The 22,817-nt window shown below is 54.0% G+C and carries 18 protein-coding genes; 10 read left to right on the forward strand and 8 right to left on the reverse strand.

The window, feature by feature from the left end; genetic code table 11:
- Window positions 1-3 precede the first annotated feature (3 nt).
- Genes LAO76_12255 through LAO76_12265 form a run of 3 tightly spaced genes read left to right on the forward strand, consistent with a single transcriptional unit; the run spans window position 4 to window position 2,368 of the window.
- Complete coding sequence (locus tag LAO76_12255; GenBank protein ID MBZ5491693.1) at window positions 4-627, forward strand: hypothetical protein; 624 nt, start codon at window positions 4-6, stop codon at window positions 625-627.
- Window positions 615-1,514 carry a hypothetical protein gene (locus LAO76_12260; protein ID MBZ5491694.1) on the forward strand — a complete coding sequence of 300 codons (900 nt, stop codon included), beginning with the start codon at window positions 615-617 and terminating at the stop codon, window positions 1,512-1,514. Before LAO76_12255 ends, LAO76_12260 begins: the two co-directional genes overlap by 13 nt.
- 50 nt (window positions 1,515-1,564) lie before the next feature.
- Window positions 1,565-2,368 (forward strand): hypothetical protein, encoded by an 804-nt coding sequence (locus LAO76_12265; GenBank protein MBZ5491695.1) that lies wholly within the window; start codon window positions 1,565-1,567, stop codon window positions 2,366-2,368.
- A gap of 68 nt (window positions 2,369-2,436) precedes the next feature.
- On the opposite strand, the gene LAO76_12270 is transcribed toward LAO76_12265, so the two are convergent.
- Entirely contained in the window at window positions 2,437-3,489 is a 1,053-nt protein-coding gene (locus LAO76_12270; GenBank protein ID MBZ5491696.1) for a CHAD domain-containing protein, read from the reverse strand.
- A gap of 256 nt (window positions 3,490-3,745) precedes the next feature.
- Here LAO76_12270 and LAO76_12275 point away from each other — a divergent pair, with 256 nt between their 5' ends.
- The 6 genes from LAO76_12275 (at window position 3,746) to LAO76_12300 (ending at window position 9,661) form a co-directional block, all read left to right on the forward strand.
- Window positions 3,746-4,327 (forward strand): sigma-70 family RNA polymerase sigma factor, encoded by a 582-nt coding sequence (locus LAO76_12275; protein ID MBZ5491697.1) that lies wholly within the window; start codon window positions 3,746-3,748, stop codon window positions 4,325-4,327.
- 22 nt (window positions 4,328-4,349) lie between these two features.
- Entirely contained in the window at window positions 4,350-5,162 is an 813-nt protein-coding gene (locus LAO76_12280; protein MBZ5491698.1) for an ATP-binding cassette domain-containing protein, read from the forward strand.
- Window positions 5,159-5,941, forward strand: a complete 783-nt coding sequence (locus LAO76_12285; GenBank protein MBZ5491699.1) for a metal ABC transporter permease — start codon at window positions 5,159-5,161, stop codon at window positions 5,939-5,941. The genes LAO76_12280 and LAO76_12285 overlap by 4 nt, the downstream gene beginning before the upstream one ends.
- Window positions 5,942-6,383: 442 nt before the next feature.
- Complete coding sequence (locus LAO76_12290; GenBank protein MBZ5491700.1) at window positions 6,384-7,289, forward strand: universal stress protein; 906 nt, start codon at window positions 6,384-6,386, stop codon at window positions 7,287-7,289.
- A gap of 153 nt (window positions 7,290-7,442) precedes the next feature.
- The gene (locus LAO76_12295) at window positions 7,443-8,594 is read left to right on the forward strand and encodes a cyclopropane-fatty-acyl-phospholipid synthase family protein (GenBank protein ID MBZ5491701.1); all 1,152 of its coding nucleotides are present in this window, start codon (window positions 7,443-7,445) and stop codon (window positions 8,592-8,594) included.
- Entirely contained in the window at window positions 8,573-9,661 is a 1,089-nt protein-coding gene (locus LAO76_12300) for an NAD(P)/FAD-dependent oxidoreductase (protein ID MBZ5491702.1), read from the forward strand. The genes LAO76_12295 and LAO76_12300 overlap by 22 nt, the downstream gene beginning before the upstream one ends.
- Before the next feature lie 77 nt (window positions 9,662-9,738).
- Here the strand turns inward: LAO76_12300 and LAO76_12305 are convergent, their stop codons facing one another.
- The 7 genes from LAO76_12305 to LAO76_12335 form a co-directional block, all read right to left on the reverse strand.
- The gene (locus LAO76_12305) at window positions 9,739-10,635 is read right to left on the reverse strand and encodes an AraC family transcriptional regulator (GenBank protein ID MBZ5491703.1); all 897 of its coding nucleotides are present in this window, start codon (window positions 10,633-10,635) and stop codon (window positions 9,739-9,741) included.
- A 39-nt stretch (window positions 10,636-10,674) separates the two neighbouring features.
- Window positions 10,675-11,109, reverse strand: coding sequence for an acyl-CoA thioesterase (locus LAO76_12310; protein ID MBZ5491704.1), 435 nt, complete (start codon window positions 11,107-11,109; stop codon window positions 10,675-10,677).
- On the reverse strand, window positions 11,096-16,837 hold the full coding sequence (locus LAO76_12315) for an SDR family NAD(P)-dependent oxidoreductase (protein ID MBZ5491705.1): 5,742 nt from the start codon (window positions 16,835-16,837) through the stop codon (window positions 11,096-11,098). The genes LAO76_12310 and LAO76_12315 overlap by 14 nt, the downstream gene beginning before the upstream one ends.
- Window positions 16,838-16,867: 30 nt before the next feature.
- Window positions 16,868-17,863, reverse strand: a complete 996-nt coding sequence (locus tag LAO76_12320; GenBank protein MBZ5491706.1) for a DUF1702 family protein — start codon at window positions 17,861-17,863, stop codon at window positions 16,868-16,870.
- 5 nt (window positions 17,864-17,868) lie between these two features.
- The gene (locus LAO76_12325; GenBank protein ID MBZ5491707.1) at window positions 17,869-18,492 is read right to left on the reverse strand and encodes a UpxY family transcription antiterminator; all 624 of its coding nucleotides are present in this window, start codon (window positions 18,490-18,492) and stop codon (window positions 17,869-17,871) included.
- A 410-nt stretch (window positions 18,493-18,902) separates the two neighbouring features.
- Window positions 18,903-19,697, reverse strand: coding sequence for a hypothetical protein (locus tag LAO76_12330; GenBank protein ID MBZ5491708.1), 795 nt, complete (start codon window positions 19,695-19,697; stop codon window positions 18,903-18,905).
- Between the two features lie 152 nt (window positions 19,698-19,849).
- Complete coding sequence (locus LAO76_12335; GenBank protein MBZ5491709.1) at window positions 19,850-21,514, reverse strand: hypothetical protein; 1,665 nt, start codon at window positions 21,512-21,514, stop codon at window positions 19,850-19,852.
- Window positions 21,515-21,938: 424 nt separating this feature from the next.
- Here LAO76_12335 and LAO76_12340 point away from each other — a divergent pair, with 424 nt between their 5' ends.
- Window positions 21,939-22,811 carry an ABC transporter ATP-binding protein gene (locus LAO76_12340; protein MBZ5491710.1) on the forward strand — a complete coding sequence of 291 codons (873 nt, stop codon included), beginning with the start codon at window positions 21,939-21,941 and terminating at the stop codon, window positions 22,809-22,811.
- The last annotated feature ends 6 nt before the right edge of the window (window positions 22,812-22,817 follow it).

Genomic DNA, 22,817 nt, shown 5'->3' on the forward strand with positions numbered 1-22,817 from the left:
GTTATGAAAAAAGGAAAACGGCTGCGCCAAGGTCCTTATGTTGCTTCGGTCATCATTGCGGTGCTCACAGGCCTTGGCTGTTACATGGGCAGCGGTGAAAACCAGGAGCACCGGCATGATGCTCGTGCTCTGCACAACTTCAATGAGCGCGTGGAAGCCTACGTGCGGGTGCATCACAAGGCTGAAGACACGTTTCATCTTCCTCACCTCAAACCTACGGGATCGATCAGGAAAATCCAGCAGCGCCAGCGCGCAATGGCACGCCATATAGGAGAACTACGCAGGAACGCTCGTGAAGGCGACATCTTTACCCCGGAGGTAAAGGCTTACTTTGAGCGGGCCTTGGCGGCAGCGTATGGCGCAAACTCTGAAGGCATTCTCGCAAATTTGGTCTGCATATCGGAAGAGGACCGGAAGTTGCAGCCTAATGATGTTTACCCGGCAACGTGGGAATACAACCCCATGCCCCCAACCATTCTGCTTCATCTTCCCCGGCTCCCCGAAGAAGTGGAGTATCGGATTGTAAATAAAGACCTCATTCTGCTTGACGTGGAAGCGGACATGGTCGTGGACATACTCAGGAATTCGATTGCGCTGCCCGCGGGGAGGGGGTCTTGCGACGACTAGTAAACAAATCGCGCATGGTGGGACGGTTCCTTTTGCTGGCTGCATTGTTCATGGTCGCGGCAGCACGAAAAGCAAATGCACAGGAAGATACGTACTTTGTTACGGAACACCATCATCTGCACGAGGCTGGGAATCTAGGGATTTCCAATTACTCGGTTCTGGGCGCGCCGAAGAAAGGAAATGAATTTCTTGGCTCGCAGATGGAGCTTGAATATCGCATAACGGCCTTTTGGGCTACCGAAGTGCAGGTCGACGGGCAGACAACGAGGAACGATAGCACGATCTTTACCGGGTATAGCTGGACGAATAAATTCAAGCTCTTTCCATCCAATCGCTGGCTTAACTCCGCATTTGTTGTCAGTTGGGAGGATGGCAATGCCGCTGACAAATGCATTGCTGAAATTGAAGGACACGGCTCGGAAGAGGATTTTGCGTTGTCCAACAGCGTTACAAGGAAGATCCATGAACACGAAGTTGAAATGAAGCTGATTGTTTCACGTGATCACAAAGGCTGGAACTTTGCTGGGAACGTGATGGCTGCAAAGGACCTGGCAGGGGAGCCGTGGGAATTCGGCTATTCGCTCGGGACCAGCCGCCCTCTCTCTACGGCTGAAAAGGACAGACATTGCGTTTTTTGTCGCAGAAGCATTAGCGCGGGAGTGGAATTTTATGGCGGATTGGGTGATGCGCGCTCCTTCGGTTTGCAGAACACCCCTCAATATCTGGGGCCGGAGATGTCATGGAAACTGAGCGAACGTCTCGCAATCAAGGCCGGACCACACTTTGGGTTAACGCGCAGCAGCCAGCACGTCCTGGTGCATTTTGGCGTTGTTTATGACATCCCGGATTTCAACAAACAGATGACTGAGCTGTTTCATGGTCGCTGAGATCCCCATCCCGAAACAGCAACAAATGCTTTGACGAATTGGAGAATATTGTGAATAAAACAAATAGAAGTTATAGAGCTGCTTCCACTTTCCTGGCGGTGAGCCAGACACTTGTGGTTGGTGGTCTGCTGTTCCTGCACCCTGGTGCGATCGCGCAACAGGCCGGCGACGGCAGTCGCGCCGCATCGTCAGCAGGCAGCAGCACAGATAATTCCGCTCCGTTGCAGGTGTCCAGCTCGGCAGTACAACTGCTGCCGGCGGCAGAGCCCACGGTAGAGTCTCCTCGCAATTTCAAGGAACGCTTTCAGGATTATCGGTCGGCAACTTTTTCTCCGTGGGCAGTGGTTATGCCTGCTTTTGGCGCTGGCTTGAGCCAGTGGAGAAACTATCCGCCGGAGTGGAACCAGGGCGCGGAAGGTTTCGGTAAACGAGTAGCCTCGGCTTATGGAGGCTCAGTACTTGAGGATACGATTAGTTTTGGCGTCGCCACACTCGATCATGAAGACCTGCGCTATCCGCTATCCACCTATCCCAAGAACGCGTTCCTGAAGCGCGCGGGCCACACCCTTTCATACACGTTTATTCCCAAAAAAGAGGGTGGAGGGCGCAGCTTCGGATGGTCACGGCTTGTTGGCGCGTACGGATCGGGATTCATTGCGAATACCTGGTATCCAGCGCAACACTCTGACCTGCATAACGCCGTTGTACTGGGTTCGATGAATCTGGCTGGCGATCTGGCGATCAATCTGTTGAAAGAGTTTATCCGTCCCCACGTGCAATTTGGCAGTACGAAAAAAACGCCCAGCACCAAAACCGCCAGCACCAGGAAAGAAGAAGATAGGAAAGGCAACTGAAATCGCCATCGAGTCGAGCCTCGCGACACATTCAGGGGCGGCCTTGCATCGATTATTGGTCTGTAGCCTTAGTGCCGGGTTGTGTGGGCCGCATGCAATGCCAGGACGTCAGAAACCCAGTGTTTTACCAACTGGTAATCTCGTGAGTGGCGCGTCATCTGAAAAAACCTCTTGGTCGAGGTTTTTTTTACTTCGCGATTATGCCGGATAATATGATCAACCTGGCTCGCCATTACTGCGTCCGCATGGAACGCTTTGCCTCGCACAATCTCACATAAGACTCTTTCCATGATCTCAAGATCGTGCCAGATGCCAATCGTACGCTGGAGAGTTTTTAACCAGTTCAATGCGTCAATGGTTCCCGCGATATGCAATTTGTTCATTACCTCCGCAAGATAACGCAGCCTTTTGGCGGCAATCCGCATGCGGTGGATGACATGCTCGCAGGGATCATGGTGTGATCTCTCCACTGCGTCGGTAAATTCACGCCAATGCCTGTCGAGCGAACGGACAATACGGGCGTAAATGACAGTCACCTCCGGATGAATCTCGGGCCTGTCCTCATGACTATTGTTTGCGATCTCCTCCGGGCCCATTGCAAAATCTCGCTTCAAACGCAGGTAAGGGACTGAAAGGTTGACGCGTCCGAGCTTTTCCAAAGATCTAGCGGCAATCTGCGCTCGAACGGACTGCAGGTGCGCTCTGAGGACCTGCCACGCTTCGCTGTCCGGGCCTCGTGTGGCAATAGAATTGTCCGCCGCTGCAAGCAGAGCGTCACAATTGCGAAGCTTTCCCAGGGTTTGTCTGCACAACTTCACGCGGCGCCGGAGTTTCCTAATGTGGCGTGGCCGCGGCTTAACATAGATTAGATCCAGTACCTCCTCAAGTCTGCGGCAATACACGCGCATACGATTGACGGCGGTGAGGTCTTCATCCCGCAGCACAACTGGAATCAGATCAATAAACTTGTCCATCTGACGCAAAGCAATTTTGCGTAGTTTCGTCCATTCCCAGAAAGGCTGTCCTCCACCATTTTGATTGCCATGCGGTCCCTCGTTCTGCAATTTGGCCAGCGGTAGCCGTACCTCTGCATTGACGGCGATATTTGTGGAAGAACTCATCGTGAACTCCCCTTGTAGCTAACCTATTGAAACCTTAGGCTCTTGTGCTCCGGGCTCGTTCCATGAAAGCTGCCGGACTTGCGCTGTCCACTTTCCATTGTGCCTTTCAAGCGAGAGATGCTCAGTGATAAGGATCACAGTGAAATGACAAAGATTGGCACAAACTGTCGATGGATCTCTCAACGGCATTGACCTGGGTGATTAGAGGGGGCCCGGCAAAAACTAGACAGGTGTTCTTCACCGACTGGAGTCTTGCATGAATTGGTCAGGGGAAACCGAGAAAAAGGTGATCGGAAGGGCGCGGGCTGGCGATTTGCACGCCTTTGGCATGCTCTATGACAATTACAGCAAAAATGTCTATAGCAGATGCCTTCGACTGACTAAAGACCCTGACACCGCTGAAGACCTGAGACAGGATGTATTTATTCAGGCATGGAAGAAAATTTCTGATTTTCGTGGCGATTCCCGATTCGGTACCTGGCTCCATCGGGTGACAACAAATATTGTATTTATGCATTTCCGCAAGAAAAAACGCCATCTTGAAGAAAACCAAATCAGCCGGCGCGTTAAGGACCAATGGTCATTTGAGGAACTACTCTCATCAGGACCGCCGCAGCTCGATAATCGGCTGCTGCTCACCCAGGCGGTTTCGGCCCTTCGGCCCGGATATCGTGCGGTATTAATGTTGCATGACGTTGACGGTTATAAACACAACGAGATAGCTCGAATCCTAGGCATTCCTCCAGGAACCAGCAAATCTAATCTTTACCGGGCCCATCGCCAGATTCGATCGTGTTTGAACCGGTCGTCTCAGCCGCAAGTGGCTTGGTCGCGTTAATTTCGTCTCCTTGTAAAGGAATGTGCCGGCATGGCATTTGCAAAAACCGATGAAGCACCAGGCAGACATCGAACGGACAGGCGCGACCGCCAGTGAAATGACGGTTAATCCCCATGTGAAGCAAATTCGGGGGGAACCCATTGTCTCTGTCTCGAACCTCTCAATCGAAATTGGTGGCCGTTGCATCATCCGGGATGCAAATTTCACGATACCCCGAGGCTCGGGTCTGGCAGTGATCGGCCCTAACGGCTCAGGAAAAACCGTGCTATTGAAAGCACTTCTCGGGTTACTCCCCTCCACCGGCGTCATTCGCTGGGCACCTGGCTCAAGGCAAGGCTACGTTCCCCAGAAAGTGTCGGCTGATCCTAACCTGCCCATAAGAGTGAGGGAAATCCTGAAGGCCAAGGCGTTTGTGCAAAAACTGACGGCCGGCAATGTTGAAGACGCCGTGGCATGGGCCGCGATTGGCGGCCTGCTTGAGCAGCGTCTGGGTGCGCTTTCCAGCGGTCAATTGCAACGGGTGCTGCTGGCGATGGCGATGATGGGCGCTCCCGACGTACTCCTGGTGGACGAACCAACCGCGAGCCTGGATGAAGGCTCAGAAGAACACGTTTTTCAATTGCTTGAAACTACAAGAAAGTCGCGTGGCACCACCATTATTATTGTGTCGCACGATCTTGCGCTCGTAGGCCATCTGGCTACCCACGTCATCTGTGTCAATGCCGGTGTCGCGTCTTTTGGAACCGCCAGGACCATGCTCCGGCAAGACGTTCTTGAATCCTCTTTCGGTGCGCCTTTACGCTTCCATTCTCACAATCTGGAAAATAAACCATGAGGCTCGCCTCCGGTCAGATATACGAGTTTGCTGCTGCCGTAATGGTGGCAATAGCCGCAGGACTGGTCGGCTCATTTGCACTGATGAAGAGAATGAGCCTGGCAAGTGATGTCGTTTCTCATCTCGCGCTTCCCGGCATAGGCATTGCGTTGGCGCTTCGTCTAAATCCTGTCCTGGGAGCAGCTTCCACGCTCTTGATTGGCACTTTGCTGGTTTGGGGAGTCGAAAAGAAAACCGGGATTGCCACGGAAGCCGTAATTGGCGTGGTGTTTGCTGCGTCACTTGCTGTCGGCGCTCTTATTACTCCACGGGAGGAACTCGAAGAAGTCTTATTCGGGAGCATGCGGCCGTTGGGGTTGTTGGAATTCATTGTGGGATGCTCTGCGGCTGCAGGCGTGATCACTGTGGTTCTGGTTCGCAGGCATCACTTGGCTCTTGCGCTCTTTTCTCCCGATATCGCGGCTGCCAGTGGTATCAATCTGAGTGGTCTCAGTCTTGAATTTCTTCTTCTGTTCAGTCTTACGATTCTTCTGAGCCTGAAGTTTCTTGGAGCACTGCTTGCGGGCGCGCTGCTCATGATCCCCGCGGCTACGGGACGAAGACTGGCGACGAGTCTCAGCTCTTTCCTGGCATTTTCTGCGGTCGCCGGCGCAACCGCAGTAATCATCGGCCTGGCAATTTCTTCTGGATTTCAAGGGATGGGGGCCAGCGGGCCAGCGGTAGTCCTGGTTTCTGCCGCTACTTTTGTGTTTGCTTCATTCACCCGTAAACAGGTTTGAAAACCGGCACAGTTCCCTGCTCTTGCAGGTAGCTTGTGAGCATAGAGACGTTTCGCGGCGGAAGCTTGGTTATGCCCTGGAGGCGCTGACTAAGAGCAACAGCAGGTGCAATGCAACGAGCAGATACCAAAGCCCAATGCGTTCATGGGAGCAAACGTTGTGTGGCAGCACCGCAGTTTCCCGGGGATGGCTAAATGCTTGCCTGGCTCTTGCTAACAATCGCATTGTAGCCTCCTATCGGCCGTGCTCGGCTGGACAAAAATCCAGAGACAATGATGATCGCTTAACCGGTTTGCTGCGGTGATCCAGATCACGTGGCCAGGGTAACTCGAAATGGACTTCGCCGTTTGATATGAGCTATGCGGTCAATGAGATCTGCGATGTGTGATAGCCGTCACTGTTTGCCGGGATTGCAGCGCACATAGTAAGAGTGGAGATGATTATGAATGCCGTCGCCATTCCCGTGCTTCCTGCCGTCCGGTTAAAAAATATTCTTTATACGACTGATTTCTCAAAACCGTCACGGGCCGCGCTGCCTATTGTTGCGGCCATTGCTCGGAAATACGGTTCCAGGATCTTTGCCGCGCACGTTTGGGCTCCTCTCCCTTATTCCATGGTGACGCCTGAGGCGCTTTCCGTGCTTGAACATAAGGAGGAAAGCGATGCCCGGGAGGTGCTCGAGCAATTCATGCAAACCAAGGAACTTGAAGGTTTGCCTGTCACGCCGATCTTGAAATGTGGCGAAGCAACACGGGAGCTTAGCCGGATTGTGCACCAGCACCATATTGATCTGGCCATCTTGAGCACACATGGACGAACAGGATTTAAACGGCTCTTGATGGGATCGGTGGCGGAAGAACTCTTCCGTAGCCTGCCTTGCCCGGTGCTGACTGTGGGGCCGAATATTTCAAGTCGGTTCGATAATCAATCAGAAATCAAACAGATCTTGTTCCCGACGGACCTTTCCCAGGAGTCAGCTGCGGTGTTTCCATATCTTGCGGCTGTGGCAGCCGAGTACGCGGCCTGCATCACGCTGTTACACGTTGTCCCGGTGGAGGATCGGAGACACCCTGCCGCCATGGATCAACCTGACAGTCTGCGGAGCGCGATGCAACGCATGTTTGCTCCACAAATTGATCCACGTTGCGAAGTTAAGCTGATAGTCGAAGCCGGTGATCCTACTGAGAGGATATTGACTCATGCGCGCGCCGAAAAGGTAGACTTAATTGGTTTCGGGGTCAAGAAAGCTGGAGAAATTACTACTCATTTCCGAAACACGGTTCCCTACAAGGTCGTGCTGGAATCGGAATGTCCGGTGCTGACCTCTCATTTCGGCGATGGGTGGTAACCGGATCAGGGACAACTAAAGTTTGTAGTTGGTACCTCGAATATATTAGGTAGTACATCTTTTCTGTAGTGGAGTGGTTGCATGCCACACAAAAAGCTTGACCGCCGTTTGCTAAGCAGTATCCATAAGCTCACCGGATCAGCACGGGTCCGCATGGAACTGGGCTTTTCGTCGAGACAAATGTCTCTATGTCCAACGCTGCCCGTCGTGCGCCTGAAGGACAGAAAAACACTTATTGCCGTGCTCTTGAACCCTGAAATGAATTTCGGGGATCTATACAGCCAGGGTGACATTGATGTGGAGGGTGACCTCGTCAAGGCGCTGGAGGCTCTCTACCATGCACCCGACCGTCTTATTACGCGCCTGATTTCGCGCTGGCTTGGATGGGTTCAGTCCTGCGGGCTGAGCGCTGCGCGCAAGAATATCCATCACCACTACGATATCTCGACCGATTTTTACAAACTCTGGCTTGATCCAAAGCTTGTATATACATGCGCTTACTTCCCAGGTGAGAACACAACTCTGGAAGACGCGCAGAAGGCAAAAATGGACCTGGTCTGCCGCAAGCTCTGGTTGCAACCAGGTGAAACCGTGGTGGAAGCTGGTTGCGGCTGGGGCGCACTAAGCCTCCACATGGCCCGCGAATACGGCGTACGGGTAAAAGCTTTCAACATCTCACATGAGCAGATTGTATTTGCCCGGGAACAGGCAAAACGTGAAGGACTGGAGAGCAGAGTTGAATTTATTGAAGATGATTACCGTAATATCGCTGCTCATTATGACGCGTTCGTCTCAGTGGGAATGTTAGAGCACATTGGCCGCGAGCATTATCAAGAATTAGGGCAGATTATCCATCGGTCGATTGGTGATACGGGCCGCGGCCTTTTGCATTTCATCGGAAAAAACCAGCCGCAGCCATTCAGCGTCTGGATCAGGAAACGCATATTTCCCGGCGCTTATACACCTACTCTGCGGGAGGCAATCGACGTACTTGAACCGCATGACTTCAGCGTACTTGATGTTGAAAATCTGCGCATGCACTATGCGCGGACGATTGAGTTCTGGTTGCAGCGTTATGAACGCCACTTTGATCAAGTGGTGGAGCACTTTGGCCTGACTTTTGCCCGAATGTGGCGGCTGTATCTAGCCGGTTCCATCGCCGGTTTTAGAGTGGGCACTCTACAATTATTCCAACTTGTATTTGCCGGCCGGTCTTGTAAGTCGCAGCCGTTGACTCGGGCCCACCTCTACAATGCAATTGAACAGGATTCACAGGATGTGCAATGGACTCGTGCGATGTCCTAATCGTAGGCGGAGGTCCCGCAGGATCATCTTGCGCCTGGGCTTTGCGCTCTTCGGGATTGCACGTTGTGATCCTGGATAAAGCGAGCTTCCCGCGTAACAAGGTGTGCGGAGGCTGGATCACTCCGTGGGTCTTGCAGGCGCTTGAGATCGACGCCGCAGATTACTCCCTGGACCGAACCATGCAAGAGATTCGCGGCTTTCGCGTGAGCTCAATGGGAGCGCAGGAAGTCGGAATCCCATATGACCGCGTCATCAGCTATGGCATCCGGCGTTGCGAGTTTGACGAGTACCTGCTCCGCCGCTCGGGTTCTGAGATACGTGAAGGGACGGGGATCAGTAAGATCGAGCGCTCTGGCGAGCACTGGATCATTAATGGCGCAATCAAAGCCAAGATGCTGGTCGGGGCTGGGGGACATTTCTGTCCAGTGGCGCGGCACATGGGAAATAGCAATTCAGATGAACCGGTGGTAGCGCAGGAGATTGAGTTTGAGATGTCTCCTGACGAAGCGCGTCTCTGCGGCATCCAGGGGGAGATCCCTGAACTCTATTTTTGTCCGGATTTACAAGGCTATGGCTGGTGTTTTCGCAAAGGTAATTTTTTGAATATAGGACTGGGCCGGCTTGACCAGCACGCGCTTTCCAAGCACGTGGCTGATTTCCTTGGGTTCCTGCGCGCCACAGGCAAAGTAGTTTTTGATCTTCCCGGCAAATTCTGCGGACACGCTTACCTGCTTTTCGGCTACAGCAAGCGGAAGGTAATGGCTGATTCGGTGATGCTCATCGGAGATGCTGCTGGCCTTGCATTCCCTCAAAGTGGCGAAGGCATCCGGCCTGCGGTGGAATCAGGATTGCTTGCGGCGAGCGTGATCAAGGCGGCGGACGGACAGTACGACGCGGAGAGCCTGCGAGCTTATCCCGCACTGCTTAGTAAGCAATTTGGCGGTCATAGGTCCGCCGCAGCGCTGGCTTACGTGCCTCATTGGTTGCGCAATGGCTTTGCGCACTTTTTGCTAAAGACACAATGGTTCTGCCGTCGCGTGGTGGTGGAGAATTGGTTTCTTCGTTGATGCGGCGGCAAAACTATTTTCCGCAACCAGATACAGGACAGTGGTAAGTGTATTCGGGTGCGTCTCTGCAATGCAGGCTATAGCGGTTTTGATAGCCTTGCCGTTCCTTCGGCATCGCCAGCCTGTTGAGCGGTGAACATTCCATCCCGAGCGGGTATCGATGATGCTAAATCGCCGTTGCGTCGCCCAACTTTGATCGCTCGCATCAAGTCAGCCAGAAAAAGAAGAATTGGGGGATCGGTTGGCAAAGGTGCGCGCAAGATGAGATCGGTATCGCCAGAGACGTCATCTTCGGACACACGGATGGCTTGTCCACCAGCGCGCAAAACCGAATCATGGCAGAAACAGTCGCGAGCCTGGATTGGGAGTTCCATCCCAAGAGCAAACAGGAAAGACTTGCCCTGTGGAACACCCTGCATATAGTAGTCGCCATTCGGTGCGGCAATCGTGCAAGCCAGCGGCTTGGATTGTGGAATCGGGGCAGAAAAGAGACCGAGGCAGACAATTCCCTTGAAACCGTCCGGCAATATCACGCGTCCTGAAAAACCGGGACCGGCAGCAAGTCTGGCGTGCGGAGCCGGCAAGCTCTGGTGATCGCGTATGGCGTGGCGCGGCGATTGCGCCAGGGCGCGAAATTGGCGCGGTGAAACGCCAAAGGAGCCGGTAAATCTCCGCGTGAAAGTACCTACGCTGCTGTAGCCCACGTCATAGCAGATGTCTATGACCTTGCTGCGGGTGTGCAAAAGCAAATCGCGTGCGGCGTCCAGACGCAACGCAGAAAGAAAATGAAGTGGCGGCAGGCCGGTGACACTTCGAAAAGTCCGCGTGAAATGATACGGGCTGGCAAAGCCGATTTTAGCCAGCGAGCGCAATGACATTGGCTGCCCCATCTGCCCGCGCATGGCGGCGATGGCACGCTTTACCGATTCATAGTGCAGCCTCGTCGTTGATTCACGTACTACTGCCTGGTCCATATCGTTATCCTTTCCGCGTCGCTGAAATATGCCTCGTCATCAGTGGGAAGCAACTGGCTCAAGGAACCCAGCCAGGGCCCGACGCAGACACTCAGGAACAGGCGATGGCGTAAGACGCCCTTCATCACGGCGCATGCACGCTATCTGCTGTTCCCCGCGCGCAACCAGCACCGGTTCCGCTCCGTCCCGCCAGTATTCAAAACGCATTGTGATCCTGTTCTGCTGGATCTCTTCCAGGAACATTCGCACGGTCACCTCTTCAAAGGCCTTCAATTCATCCAGAAAAGTGCATGAGCAATGCAGAGTAATGAGCGCAAGCCCTTCCTCCAATTGCTGAAGGATTTCAGGAGCGTATTCGCGAAGAAAATACTCGCGCGCTCTTCCCTGCCAGTGGAAGTAATTGGTGAAATAGACGTTCCCTGTCAGGTTCGTCTCTTCGAATCCAATCACCTGCTTGTATTCATAAAACTTCATGGCGCTGTTGGGCGATAAAGGCAAATGCAACTCCGTCCTTGAAACCTTGAATCGACGTTCGAAAAGTCGCGGCCTGCAATTCTCCTGATGAAAAAATGGTCCAGCCATCTGTAGTCCGGGTGCTAACTTGCAGATGCTGGTCGAAGGCGGCCCCGCATTTTCTTAAGCTTTCTTTCAAAGCCCAGACCTGAGTGGCCGTGTTTTGCAGCGGAATATTTGTTTCAGTCGCAATCAACTGCGCTACAGAAAACCACTGTTCACCCAGCAATGCTCTCCATGACGCCTCATCGCGTTCTGTACACTGTTCCATATCGCAACCCACGGGCTGTTGCGAGCGTGCTGTGAGAATCAAACTTCCGCAGTGCGAACGGGAAACTTGCGTTTCTGGGTGTGCTTCTTCTTCCGGCTTGCCGTCCGGCCTATGGCAGGAACCTTTGGAATCCTGATTCGTTGCAGCTTCATTCAAAGAAATACGTAGATCGGCGGATGGCACGATGTCGGCCAGTCGACGCTCCAGATAGGGCGCAAGCAAAGCCGCCGGCCAGGCATATTGCATCTCAATGGGCGCAACAGCATGCAGTCGCAACCCACTCCAGCGCTCGCAAATTTGGCCATTTGAATTTTCGACTTCTACGTCATAAATGAAATCATCGCCATTGTGCTCCCGTTCTTCGGCTGTAACGATAGCTGCCTGAGTTGTCCATGTTGCGCTGGTCGAGACCGAATCTACTCCGGTCGGCAGAACGGTTTTGTGAGGAATACAGGCTTGAACACAATGGATGACTGCGTCTCGCATGGCTGCATCGCCCAGCAGCATGTCGCCGGGAAGGTAACGCGCGAACCACTGCTGTTTTACGGAGCCGGAGATCCCCGCAACACAGCGCTTCGCTTGGAGCTCGTGATATGCAGTGATACGGCAGAAGCGCCCCTGATGAAAAAGAATGCGATCGTAAAGATCTCCCTCAGGACTGAGTGGAAGAATTTGCCGTTGAGTCAAACCGCCTACGGTGAGCTCCATGTCTCCATCCGACGGAGCGCCGTAAACACACTCGCCGGTGAAGTGATCGACATGAAAGGACGTGGTTGAACTGCGCACCGCGACTGCAATCACTCCGGGTCGGCGGCGCACAGCAGCCACCCGCAGCACAATCGATTTCCCCGGAGGAACAACGATGGGTCGATTAAAGCGGAGCTTGTGAAACTGCGGCAATTGTTTAGTCTCTTCCAGCGCGCTTGCCACCTGCGCCATCGCTTCCATGCCCATTACGGCCGGCAAGATTTGATCTCCCCGGAAGCAGTGATCTTTCAGATACGGATCTGTGTCGGCAGAAATTTCCGCATCGGCAATCAGCTCAATGCCGGGATAGTGCAGGCGCACATTTTCCAGAAACCGCAGGAAAGGCAAATCAGAATGGCCAAAGCCAAGCGTCGGCGAGTTGCCGGTTCGCGCTGTAACAATGCAGGATGCAGGCGCATTTTCCCATGCAAGCATTTCCGGTAAGCAGCTAAGCGCTTGATCAAGCGGCAGCGGCACAATTCCCTGTTGTTGCAAAGACTCTAAAACGCCCAGACGCTGGCCCATTCCCACGCCCGCCCAGACTGACCATTCCAGGTTCAAACAACGGCAAGCAGGGTGCTGACGTTGCCAATTTTCCACTTCCATCCTGAGCCATTCGTTGGCGAGCCCATAATGCCCTTCGCCCTGGAGCCCGCTCCTGCCGATAATGGAGCCAAAGGTAAGCAGCAGGCGAAGATTGTGTGCCCCGAGAGCTCTTAATATATTGCGCAGCGCAGCTACTTTTACTTCCAATGTGGTGCGCAGGTCGCGCTCTGTCAGATCTTCCATCTGTTTAGGATTGTTGATGCCCGCTCCGTGAAGCACAGCCGTCACGGTTCCCACTTCAGACTGGATTCGTTGAATGGTCTCAGACGCAGCCGCTTCATCGGTGACATCGGCCGAAAAATATCCGAATTTTACGTTGGCATTGCGGAAACGGTTCAGGTTGTTCTGCAGTTCTTCATCGTGCTTCGGATGCGAACGTCCCAGCAAGGCCAGACGGCACCCGGAAGAGCGGGCCAGAGTGAGGGCACACTCAGCCGTAATTCCCTTGCCGCCCCCTGAAACCAGCAACAAGTCATCTACGCCCAGGGCTTTCGTTGTGTCATTCCGCTCGGGCCAAAGCGCTTTTAACTGTGGCTCGCGGCGAATGCCATTCGCGTCGTAAAGAGCTTCCGTAAAGCCCGATGCGCCCATCGCCTCGCGCGCAATCAACTCAGCCGCATGTGCGGACGCTCCAGGAACATCAACCACTGCGACGGTCATTTCGCGATGTTCAAGGAACAATGAACGAGCAAGGGCTCCGGCACCGCCCCCATTCTGGACAAAAACAATATGGTCAATCTTCTCTTTCAAACATTGCTGCGCAGATCGCAGCAGAAACTTCGCTGAGTCCGTGCTTCGCTCGCGAGGGACGCAGCAAATAACTCCTCTACCGGAAACCGATTCAAACTGCTGAGCCAGCGATTGTGTGAAATCTCCTTGCTCCATTGCCATTACCTGCCACTGACTCGATCCACTTTGCGGCGAAGGGCGAGTTCGAAGCGGTTTTTCCACGAACTCGACTTCCAAAGTTCGAATCCACGGCTCCGCTCCTGCCGGATACTTTTGCTCGCTGCGCGAGGCTGTATGATGCCGGTTCTGTTCCAATATCTCCGCGGCTTCTGCCAGAGTGGCATTCGTAAATTCTGCCGGAGAGAGCGGCGCAACCGATCCCGACTGCGCGGCGGCTTCCAACACGATTTGGCTTATGCTGATCGAGTTAAGATGAAGATCGTCCAGAAAACGGTTTTCAGGCAGGATCGTCTCCAAAGGAAGTTCTGCCCGTTGCGCGACCAGCCTGCGTAGTCCTTCCAGGACCGATGTTGACGAGGGTGTGACAACCGGCAGCGGCTTGGCGACCACTGGCAGAACGGGTGCGACCGCGGGAGCAAAGCTCGTATTCGGAACGCTTTCGCAGGGGTTCTGCAGGAATTTGTGCTTATGCAGCAAGTCAATTGGCCGGTAAAAGCGATCGGCAAAAAGAGCCTTCGGATGAACGCTTGCGCCAAGTGCAAATGCAGCTCCAGCCGCGGCCAGCAATCCTCGCAGCGAATCGCCTCCAACATTGAGCGCCACGGCAGGCAAACCAAACTGCTGTGACATGATATCCGTCAGTATCGATCCTGGTCCCACTTCAATGAGAAGATCTGCTTCCGCAGCCATGCGTCCAGCGGCCTTTGAGAACAGTACCGGCATCGTAAGCTGGTCAGTGAGTAGTTGCCGCAGATCGGCATTTTCTTCTACAACGGTTCCCGTTACTGTGCTGAATACGCGGCGTTCTTTGTGCATATACCCCAGGCGTTCCGACTCCAGATACCGGGAGAATGCCATGGCCGCATCCGCCATCAGCGGTGAATGAAAAGCGTGCGAAACGGGAAGCATGGTAGCCGTGACTCCGTCAGCGGTCAGGTGGCTTAGAAAACGCTTTACGGCAAATGCCTTTCCAGAGACGACCGTCTGTGTCGGTGCATTGTCCGCAGCCACAACAATAGGATCGCCATTCAACCTGTGCCTTACATCTTCACAGGCTGCTTGAATGGATGCCATACTGCCAGTAGGATCGCCCAGTTGGGACATCAAGCGTCCACGTTCTGCAACCATACGCAACAGCGTTTTTTCATCCATGGCTTCGGCCCAGCACAAAGAGACCAGCTCTCCCAGGCTATGACCGGCGGCCATGTTTGCTTCGATTCCCAACGAGCGCAGCAGCAGCAGTCCAGCAAGTGAAGCCGTAACAATGCAGGGCTGAGCGACCTCAGTGTCAGCACTCCGCACCTGTGGAAGATGGGCACGCTTGTATAGGTCGCGAACATCACTGAACCGCCGCGACCAAATTCCGCCATCGGCATAAACAGGCGAAGCTTGTCCGGGAAAAAGGAAGCCGATGCGCGGTGGCGCATCACCGCTGTTTAGAAATACTCCGTGACTACAATCCATTAGCGTCGTGCTGCCCGATGCGCAACAATCGCGCAGCACCTGAATGGCGTGCCCAAGTTCTTGTGGGGTCGCCGCGACACATGTCGCCCGCACTGGCTTATGGCCGCTATCCAATTTATTGGCGAGATGAGCCGCCAGGTCGGTCATCTCCGCATAGGAAATCTCCTTGGCAAGCATGAGGATTTCATCCAGCTGAGCTGCCAATTCGTTTAGGTCTGAAGCTTGCAGGAGAAAAAGTTCGCAATCCTGCACGGACGAAAGCCGCTGCTGCTCATAGCCCGTAAAGCTCTTGCGACGGGAACGATCTGCAGCCTCAAGCGTGATATGGGTATTGATCCCGCCAAAACCAAATGCGCTTACACCAGCGCGCGCCGGCGCTTCGTCCGGCCACAGCTCAGCTTCACGCATGATGCGTAGCGCAGGCCGCTCTCCATTGAGTTCGGAATGAGGACGGTCGCAGCCTGTAGTCGGAGGAATGACTTTTGCCTGTAAGACCATCGCAGCCTTGATCAAGCCGGCCACCCCGGCTGCCGCTTTGGTGTGTCCGATATTGGCTTTTATTGATCCGATGGCCGCCGCTGGAGCGTGATCGCTAGCTGCTCGCCTTGCCTGCGAGAGCGCCTGTAACTCGACGGCGTCACCAATAGAGGTTCCTGTTCCATGACCTTCAAAATAACTAATGGAATCGATGCCGTATCCTGCACGACGATAAGCTCTATCGAGTGCAAGAATCTGTCCTGACGACTCCGGTCGCGTGATGCCGCCGCTGCCGTCGGAAGAAATTCCCCAACCGCGAATCACAGCGCGAACGGCATGCTGTTGCGCCACTGCTTCTTCATGTCGCATCAGCACCACAAATCCGCAACCTTCGCCCGGCCAGAAGCCTGACGAGTGTTCATCGAATACGCGCATCTTATCTCCGGCCAGCGCGCCAAGCTTGGAAAAACCGGCCAGTTCAAATGGATCCAGGCTCAGGTCAACACCGCCCGCGAGAGCCACATCAACATCGTCGGCTTGCAGCGCGGAACAGGCATTGGCAATTGCAAGCAGGCTGGAGGCGCAAGCACCATCCACTACGTAGCCGCCACCTTTCAGGTCAAAGTAATTGCAGATCCTGCCGGCAATCGTATTGGAAAGGCCTCCGGCCAGAGAGTCTTCAGTCGTGGCGGGAAAAGGACTTTTGTAGAGCGACTCAATCTCGGCGATCAGGCGCGCGTAATCGCCAGGAAGCTTTTTCCCGCCATTCTGGAGCGCAGCGCTGATCACGCGCCGAACGTAAGGCCAACGCAAGCGCATCAGGTTGGCGCGTGAGAACTCTCCAGTCAGCGTATTGCCAACAAAAACGCCGGTTCTCTCACGTTGACTGGCGCTGTCATTCGTCATCCCCGCATCCGTTAGAGCTCGCTCCGCGACATCAAGGGCCAACCAATGCGCGAGATCGGTGGAGAGAAACGTGTCGCCGGAAACTCGAAAACGCACACGGTCGAATTCGTAATCCTCCAGCACCGCCGCCATGGTCACGGAAATAGTGTCTTCATTCTGTTGTGGCGCGGAATAATCGGCAACATTAAGACGCAGGCGAGGAATGCGGCGGAAGGAGCGCCGCTGCGCCAGCACGTTCTCCCACAATTCACGTGGAGAACGGGCCTCGGCATAGCGGCACGCCATACCGACAAGGGCAATTTCACTCATGCCCAAACCACGATCAGAGCTGCCGCAATTTTAGTCAGGTTTTGTCGAAACCAACGATTGGACGAGTTCAGAATCATGTGAGTTCCCTCGTACTGGAGTTCGTGAAGTTGAAAAGTAGTTCTGTACCAGCTCTCGCCATTGCTGATATGGAGAGGAAGAGTTTTTGTTGACATGTGCCAGCGCACGGTCACACAGGGTAGCGGCCTGCTCTGTTTTTATCCCGGCCAAAACAGCACACGCCTCTTCCGTATGCGCGGCTTTATTACCTGCCAGTTGCCTGGCTTTGGCGGCAAAAGCAGCGCCCTGCGCAAGAGCAGAAGTGAAGCAGCCCGCGAGTGATACTGCATCTTTCATTTCCGCAGCCCGCGCGCCGCCAGCATAGGCGCAGGCCAAACCAATGCCGCTCCAAGCATCGCTTTGATATATGTCGGGGAAACCGGAGATCGTTATCGCGATCTGATGAAAATCACAACCATGGACAAACCACAAGCTGCGCCCGAATCCTTGATAAAAAACATGGCGAGCATCCGCAGAGAGGCGTTTAACGGCATTGATTACGGGTTCTTTGTAATGGAAGTACCCCTGGTGAAATCCATAGCCATCCAGAACCAGCCAGCGCAGTACAGGATCGAATTTGCAGATAACTTTCTCTATGCGCCAGCGCAACCACGGCAACCGGGCGCACGCCCATCCTGCACCGACGTGAAGCATATAGATGTGTCTTTTGCCTGCACCTTTTATAAATTCTGCAAAAAGGTTCGAGCCGGGGACTAAGGCATCGCGAAGCGCCAGCGCCATGGCCGCACCTTCATAAGCAAAGCCTAGATACTCCAACTCGACTCGCTCAAGCTTTTCAGTGAGCCTTTGCAACCTATTTTCCTGCAGGGCCTCGTGATATCCCACAAGAAAAATCGTACCCACATGCTCCAGTCGGTCGCGGACCTCGGGTTTTACAACGAAAAATCCGCGACGCGCGAATGTAACTTCGCGGCGGTCGATGACTAACAATTTGTTTAGAATCGGCAACATTGCTAACGCCGAGTACCGGATGAAATGCGTGGAAGATCGATTGGTTCATCCTCTGACATCTGGACAGGAAACTTTTGCGGCAATGGTCTATCGATAACCAAGGGCGTGCTCTTGAGTGTGCGCACTGATTCGAGATCGACTTCAACTGCAAACGCTCGCCCAATGGAATCAAGCGAAACTACGACACGAGTGTTGTTCACCTTGCGAACCAGAATTCCCTTGAGTCCCGCAAGGGCGCCAGCGGTAATCACAACACGCTGTCCCTCATTCAGACATTCATGCGGCACTGCATTGCCGGACTTCAACCCGCGTCCAATCCACGCAATTTCTTCATCACTGAGGACCGCGGGAGAACTGCCCGAACCAACAAAATAGAGCACATTTGGCAGTGTGAGCACGCGCATGCGTTCCGCATGCGGCAGATGGACAAAGACGTAGCCGGGAAATAAGGGCACATCAAGCGTAACCCGGCGGTCTTTCCACTGCCGAAGCGACCGAAAGCACGGAAGAAAGTGTTTTACTTGTAGATGATCGAGCCGGGACGCAGTTGTCTTTTCCTGATTTGTGCGGACGAACAGCACAAACCATTGCGGCTGAAATGAGTCAAATGGAGGGAGGGTGCCCACGATTGTATTGATTGGCTAAACGAGTGAAGGATGAAGCTTCGCCCCGTCACTTACAGGGATGTGTGACCTGGACCCCTTCTTGCGGTGAGAAAAGACGCAGTCTTTGAAAGTGCAAGCAGGCGAACGGAAATATTGACCTGCTGCCGGCTGCGAGCGAGCTGATTAAAGTTTCTCCTCCCGGAGCCGCCCTATCAGCCCCAGGATTAGAGAAATCCACATTACGACTTGAGAATTGCATTAGCAATAGGCAAACAAAACGGTATGAAAAATTTTTTTGGTTTTGTTCCAAAACGGGAAGGTCACATCGCAGCCAGAGAAGCCGCCGGTGTTCGGCGGGAGCAAGCGGCGCGCTTGCTCGAATGCAAGAAGCGCGCCGCCCGTACAGGTGTTCTATTCCTTGATCTCTACTCTCACTGGGCAGAGATGCAAGTAGCTATAGCAGTCGCGGAGCCGGTGGGTCCGTTACTCAAAGTCGCGGCGGCGGGTGACTGCGGGCTAGCAGGCTGGACCCCAGAGCTACACTTGCTCGGCACCACTGGATGCGGCCCATTATGTACCGGCCTTGGGTATATACCGCCCGACGGAAATGTTGAGGAGGATGGGTATCCGGCAGGCGGCGTTGTTGTGTAAGTGGAGTTCGTGGAACTCAGTGAGATCGTTTTGGCTGCCTGATGCCCAACGTAATTCGCTGAATTTGTAACGCTGGTGCCGGCCTTCACAAAAATCACATCCGCATTTACGTTGAAGCTGGAGTCAAACGTGCCGTCCGTGCGGACCGTCATGGTCCCAGTGGATCCGGAAAGAGAATCCGGCTGCGGCAATACGCTGGTGGAAACTTTTCCACCGGAATTGTTGATGGTCACGTATACATCCACCTGCTGTCCGTTGAAGGTAACAGAGGAAGCGCTCTTCATGAACAATGCGGTTACTTCCAATGGTACCGTTCCACCGCCCTGAGGCACGTCCTGTGTGCGATGCATGATCGTGTCAGTGGTTCCCGTACCGCCCTGAATTGGCACGCCATTCAGAGGCACGTTGCCCAAATTGACCGAGCTAAGATCGATGGAAGCACCTGACCCGGTTTGCAACAGGTCGTAGCCAGCCGTTTGCGCCGAGGCGAATACAGAAACGGCAAATATCGACAGCACCAACAAACTCTTTGACACGAACGATCTTGTCAACATACTGGACAGCGGATTTTTCATAGATTTCAGTCTCCTTGAGATGAGACTTGATTAGAAACTTCAGGGCCAGCGACATTCTTCTCCTGGATTGCGAAAAGTGAAAATCTTCTAAATAAGCGTCCCAGCAGTTTCAAAATGGAACTTTGAAAGGGACTATGAGAGAAGTCCGGCGTTCAACGTGACGGAAGCACAGCGTCATAGGAGATTGGCTTTAGCTGGCGTGTCAATCTTTCGCTCGCGTTTACAACAAGCTCCTGGCCCAGATCCTCTACACCGTTCAGAATCCCAGGATCCATCCAGGCATTGGGAGCAATGCTCTCAAAAGCAAACAATCGATAGCTGCCCGGTGGAACTCCTTTGAAAATGAATGCGCCACGGCTATCAGTGGGAGTAAAGCGATATGCATGTGGCGAAAGCCGCAGCTCTGCTTCCAAGGGAACAAGCACCACGGTCGCTTGCCGCGGCTGCTCCTCGTCTGCCACGATGCCCGAAACCTGGCCGCCATTTGCGGCCAAGACAACACGCAAAGGTCCTCGCGCGCCCGCCGGGAGGTTCAACTGCCCGCCAGCGGAGCGTATATCACCGAAGCTAACGTTCTTCATCCAGATGTTTTCCGGCAAATGTTCAACTGACAGCGTCCAGGTTCCCGGCAATACTCCGGAAAGGCGAATGCTTCCGTCTGAATTAACCGCGGCAGACGGCGGAGGACCAGGCAATAGTCCTTCGACCGGCAACAATCGCACCACAAGATTATTGGGAAGCGGCGAGCCGTCGTCCATCAACACGGTTCCATGGGCCTCTACTGCCGGCGACATGTGGATTGGCACCTCTTCTGGAGGGACGCCTGACGTAACTTCAACGGGCACTCTGGTGGAGAATACTTGGCCGTTGCCTAACTGCGAAGCCACCAGAAAATACGATCCCGGAGCAACACGTCTTATTTCAAACTTTCCCGTAGCCGGATCCACTACGGCCGTTGACCGATCAATGTAAGACGCGAAGCCATGATCATTGTGCGCAAGGACGACCTGGACCTGGTTTGAGTCAAACTTCATAGGACCGGAGACGCGCCCGCGCACTGTGGATGCACGAACGCTTTGCAAGCGAAAATCAATCTGCTGAACGTCACCGCCTTCAGGTACAGGAACCGCAGTTGCTGATTCGAGATCAACTACACCGGGATAATAAAGGGGAACATAAGCGTCCTGAACTTCAGGGACGAGCGCACCCGCTTCCATCGGGTGAGATAGCGGCGAACCTTTAGGAATGGCAAGGACAAAGTAACGGTCGGCTGGCAGATCGTAACAACGATATTCTCCGCGATCGTTAGAACTGGCGCCGGCCACGGGGATAAGTTGCCGGATGCCGCTCGAATAACTTACGCGTAAGACCTGAATTCCGACTCCCTGTAACGGGTCGCCGTCCTGATCGAACACTCGCCCAGACAGCGCGCCCAAAGGAGTGATTCGAAACGCGAGATCGTGAAGTTCCCGGCCTGATGAAACAGTCAGTATAGTTCCCGTACCTTCCGGAACAGATGAGCCGTAACTCTGGCGGGCAAACCCTTCCCTTTCCACCCACAAACGATATGAACCTGGCTTGAGCTCAAGATGAAAATGACCTTGAATATCCGTGTCACGACTGATGGGCGAAGCAGCCGGATCACTGCCAGACGCGATTCTGGTGTATATCACGTGTGCTCCCTTTATGGGCGTGCTCGTCAGTTTGTTTATCACTGTTCCTTCCACCAGCACTTCAGGGTCAGATGGAAGCGCCCGCAGAGAAAGAGTCATAGAGAGAACGAACAGAAGAGAGAGAGCACGCGTGAGTACAAGCATCTTGGAAAATCCCGCGCCATTATAAAGCGGCTACAACTGATGTGAGACATTCCATGTAACTTCATTGCAGATTCCGAATGGATTGAGCACTACGAGCTTTTGACCCGCTCTGCCGCAGCCGCTATACTGTCAGCGCGCTAACATCCACAACAAATTAGACGATTGCAACGCCGCGAAGCGCGCCTGCCTTACCCGGCAGGAAGTCCACGATTCGAGCTCGTCATCGCCGCCACGACGCTGCAAACCATCTTTCCACGGGTCCGAATGCAGGCTGGACCGCTTGCGTCGCGGATTTCAGTGCCTTTCGAGCGGTGACAAAACGATACCTGGAGCGTCTCTTCAATAGCAAATACCATTTCAGGATACTATTTGTTCATAGTTTCGAAACTTATCCGGCATATTTACGTATCAATGAGGTATGAGCATGGAACTAACCATCAAGAACCTTTCCAAGACTTATAAGAACGGCGTGAAAGCGCTGGATAACGTGTCGCTCACGATTCCGCGGGGCATGTATGGCCTGCTGGGGCCGAATGGCGCGGGCAAGTCCACCCTGATGCGGACGCTGGCCACGCTGCAGGAGCCGGACAGCGGCAGCGTCACGCTGGGCGACATCGACGTTCTCAAGCAAAAAGATGAGGTGCGCCGCCGCCTTGGCTATCTGCCGCAGGAATTTGGCGTGTACCCTCGCATTTCCGCCCAGGACATGTTGAGCCATCTGGCGCTGCTGAAAGGCATCACCAACTCACGGGAGCGCAAAGACGTCGTGTCCGCCATGCTTCAGCGCTGCAATCTTTACGATGTCCGCAAGAAGGCGCTGACCGGGTTTTCCGGAGGCATGCGGCAGCGTTTTGGCATTGCCCAGGCGCTGCTTGGCAATCCGCAGCTGCTGATCGTGGATGAACCCACGGCGGGTCTTGATCCGGGCGAGCGCAATCGCTTCTACAATTTGCTCGCCGAGGTTGGAGAGCAGGTCATCGTCATCCTCTCAACGCATATTGTGGAAGACGTGATGGACCTTTGCACCAACATGGCGATCATCCATGAAGGAAAAGTGCTTTATCAGGGAGAGCCGCAATCCGCGATTTCCAGATTGAATGGTCGGATCTGGCAACGTTCCATTGAAAAGGCAGAGCTGGCGCATTACGAGCAGACCTTCCGCGTCGTCTCCAACAAGCTGGTTGGCGGGCGACCCTTCCTGCATGTCTTTGGAGAGCAGCTGCCTGGCGACGGGTTTCTGCCCATCCAGGCAGATCTGGAAGACGTTTTCTTTACAAAAATCCGGAACTGGGATTAGGAGCGA

This window comes from Terriglobia bacterium, assembly GCA_020072645.1.
Taxonomy (GTDB): Bacteria; Acidobacteriota; Terriglobia; order Terriglobales; family Acidobacteriaceae; genus Angelobacter.

Bases quoted from the DNA above. Each gene is read 5' to 3' on its own strand.
- LAO76_12255 (MBZ5491693.1), top strand. From the start codon at position 4: ATGAAAAAAGGAAAACGGCTGCGCCAAGGTCCTTATGTTGCTTCGGTC.
- LAO76_12270 (MBZ5491696.1), bottom strand. From the start codon at position 3,489: ATGAGTTCTTCCACAAATATCGCCGTCAATGCAGAGGTACGGCTACCG.
- LAO76_12275 (MBZ5491697.1), top strand. From the start codon at position 3,746: ATGAATTGGTCAGGGGAAACCGAGAAAAAGGTGATCGGAAGGGCGCGG.
- LAO76_12285 (MBZ5491699.1), top strand. From the start codon at position 5,159: ATGAGGCTCGCCTCCGGTCAGATATACGAGTTTGCTGCTGCCGTAATG.
- LAO76_12290 (MBZ5491700.1), top strand. From the start codon at position 6,384: ATGAATGCCGTCGCCATTCCCGTGCTTCCTGCCGTCCGGTTAAAAAAT.
- LAO76_12295 (MBZ5491701.1), top strand. From the start codon at position 7,443: ATGGAACTGGGCTTTTCGTCGAGACAAATGTCTCTATGTCCAACGCTG.
- LAO76_12300 (MBZ5491702.1), top strand. From the start codon at position 8,573: ATGGACTCGTGCGATGTCCTAATCGTAGGCGGAGGTCCCGCAGGATCA.
- LAO76_12305 (MBZ5491703.1), bottom strand. From the start codon at position 10,635: ATGGACCAGGCAGTAGTACGTGAATCAACGACGAGGCTGCACTATGAA.
- LAO76_12310 (MBZ5491704.1), bottom strand. From the start codon at position 11,109: ATGAAGTTTTATGAATACAAGCAGGTGATTGGATTCGAAGAGACGAAC.
- LAO76_12315 (MBZ5491705.1), bottom strand. From the start codon at position 16,837: ATGAGTGAAATTGCCCTTGTCGGTATGGCGTGCCGCTATGCCGAGGCC.
- LAO76_12330 (MBZ5491708.1), bottom strand. From the start codon at position 19,697: ATGAAAAATCCGCTGTCCAGTATGTTGACAAGATCGTTCGTGTCAAAG.
- LAO76_12335 (MBZ5491709.1), bottom strand. From the start codon at position 21,514: ATGCTTGTACTCACGCGTGCTCTCTCTCTTCTGTTCGTTCTCTCTATG.
- LAO76_12340 (MBZ5491710.1), top strand. From the start codon at position 21,939: ATGGAACTAACCATCAAGAACCTTTCCAAGACTTATAAGAACGGCGTG.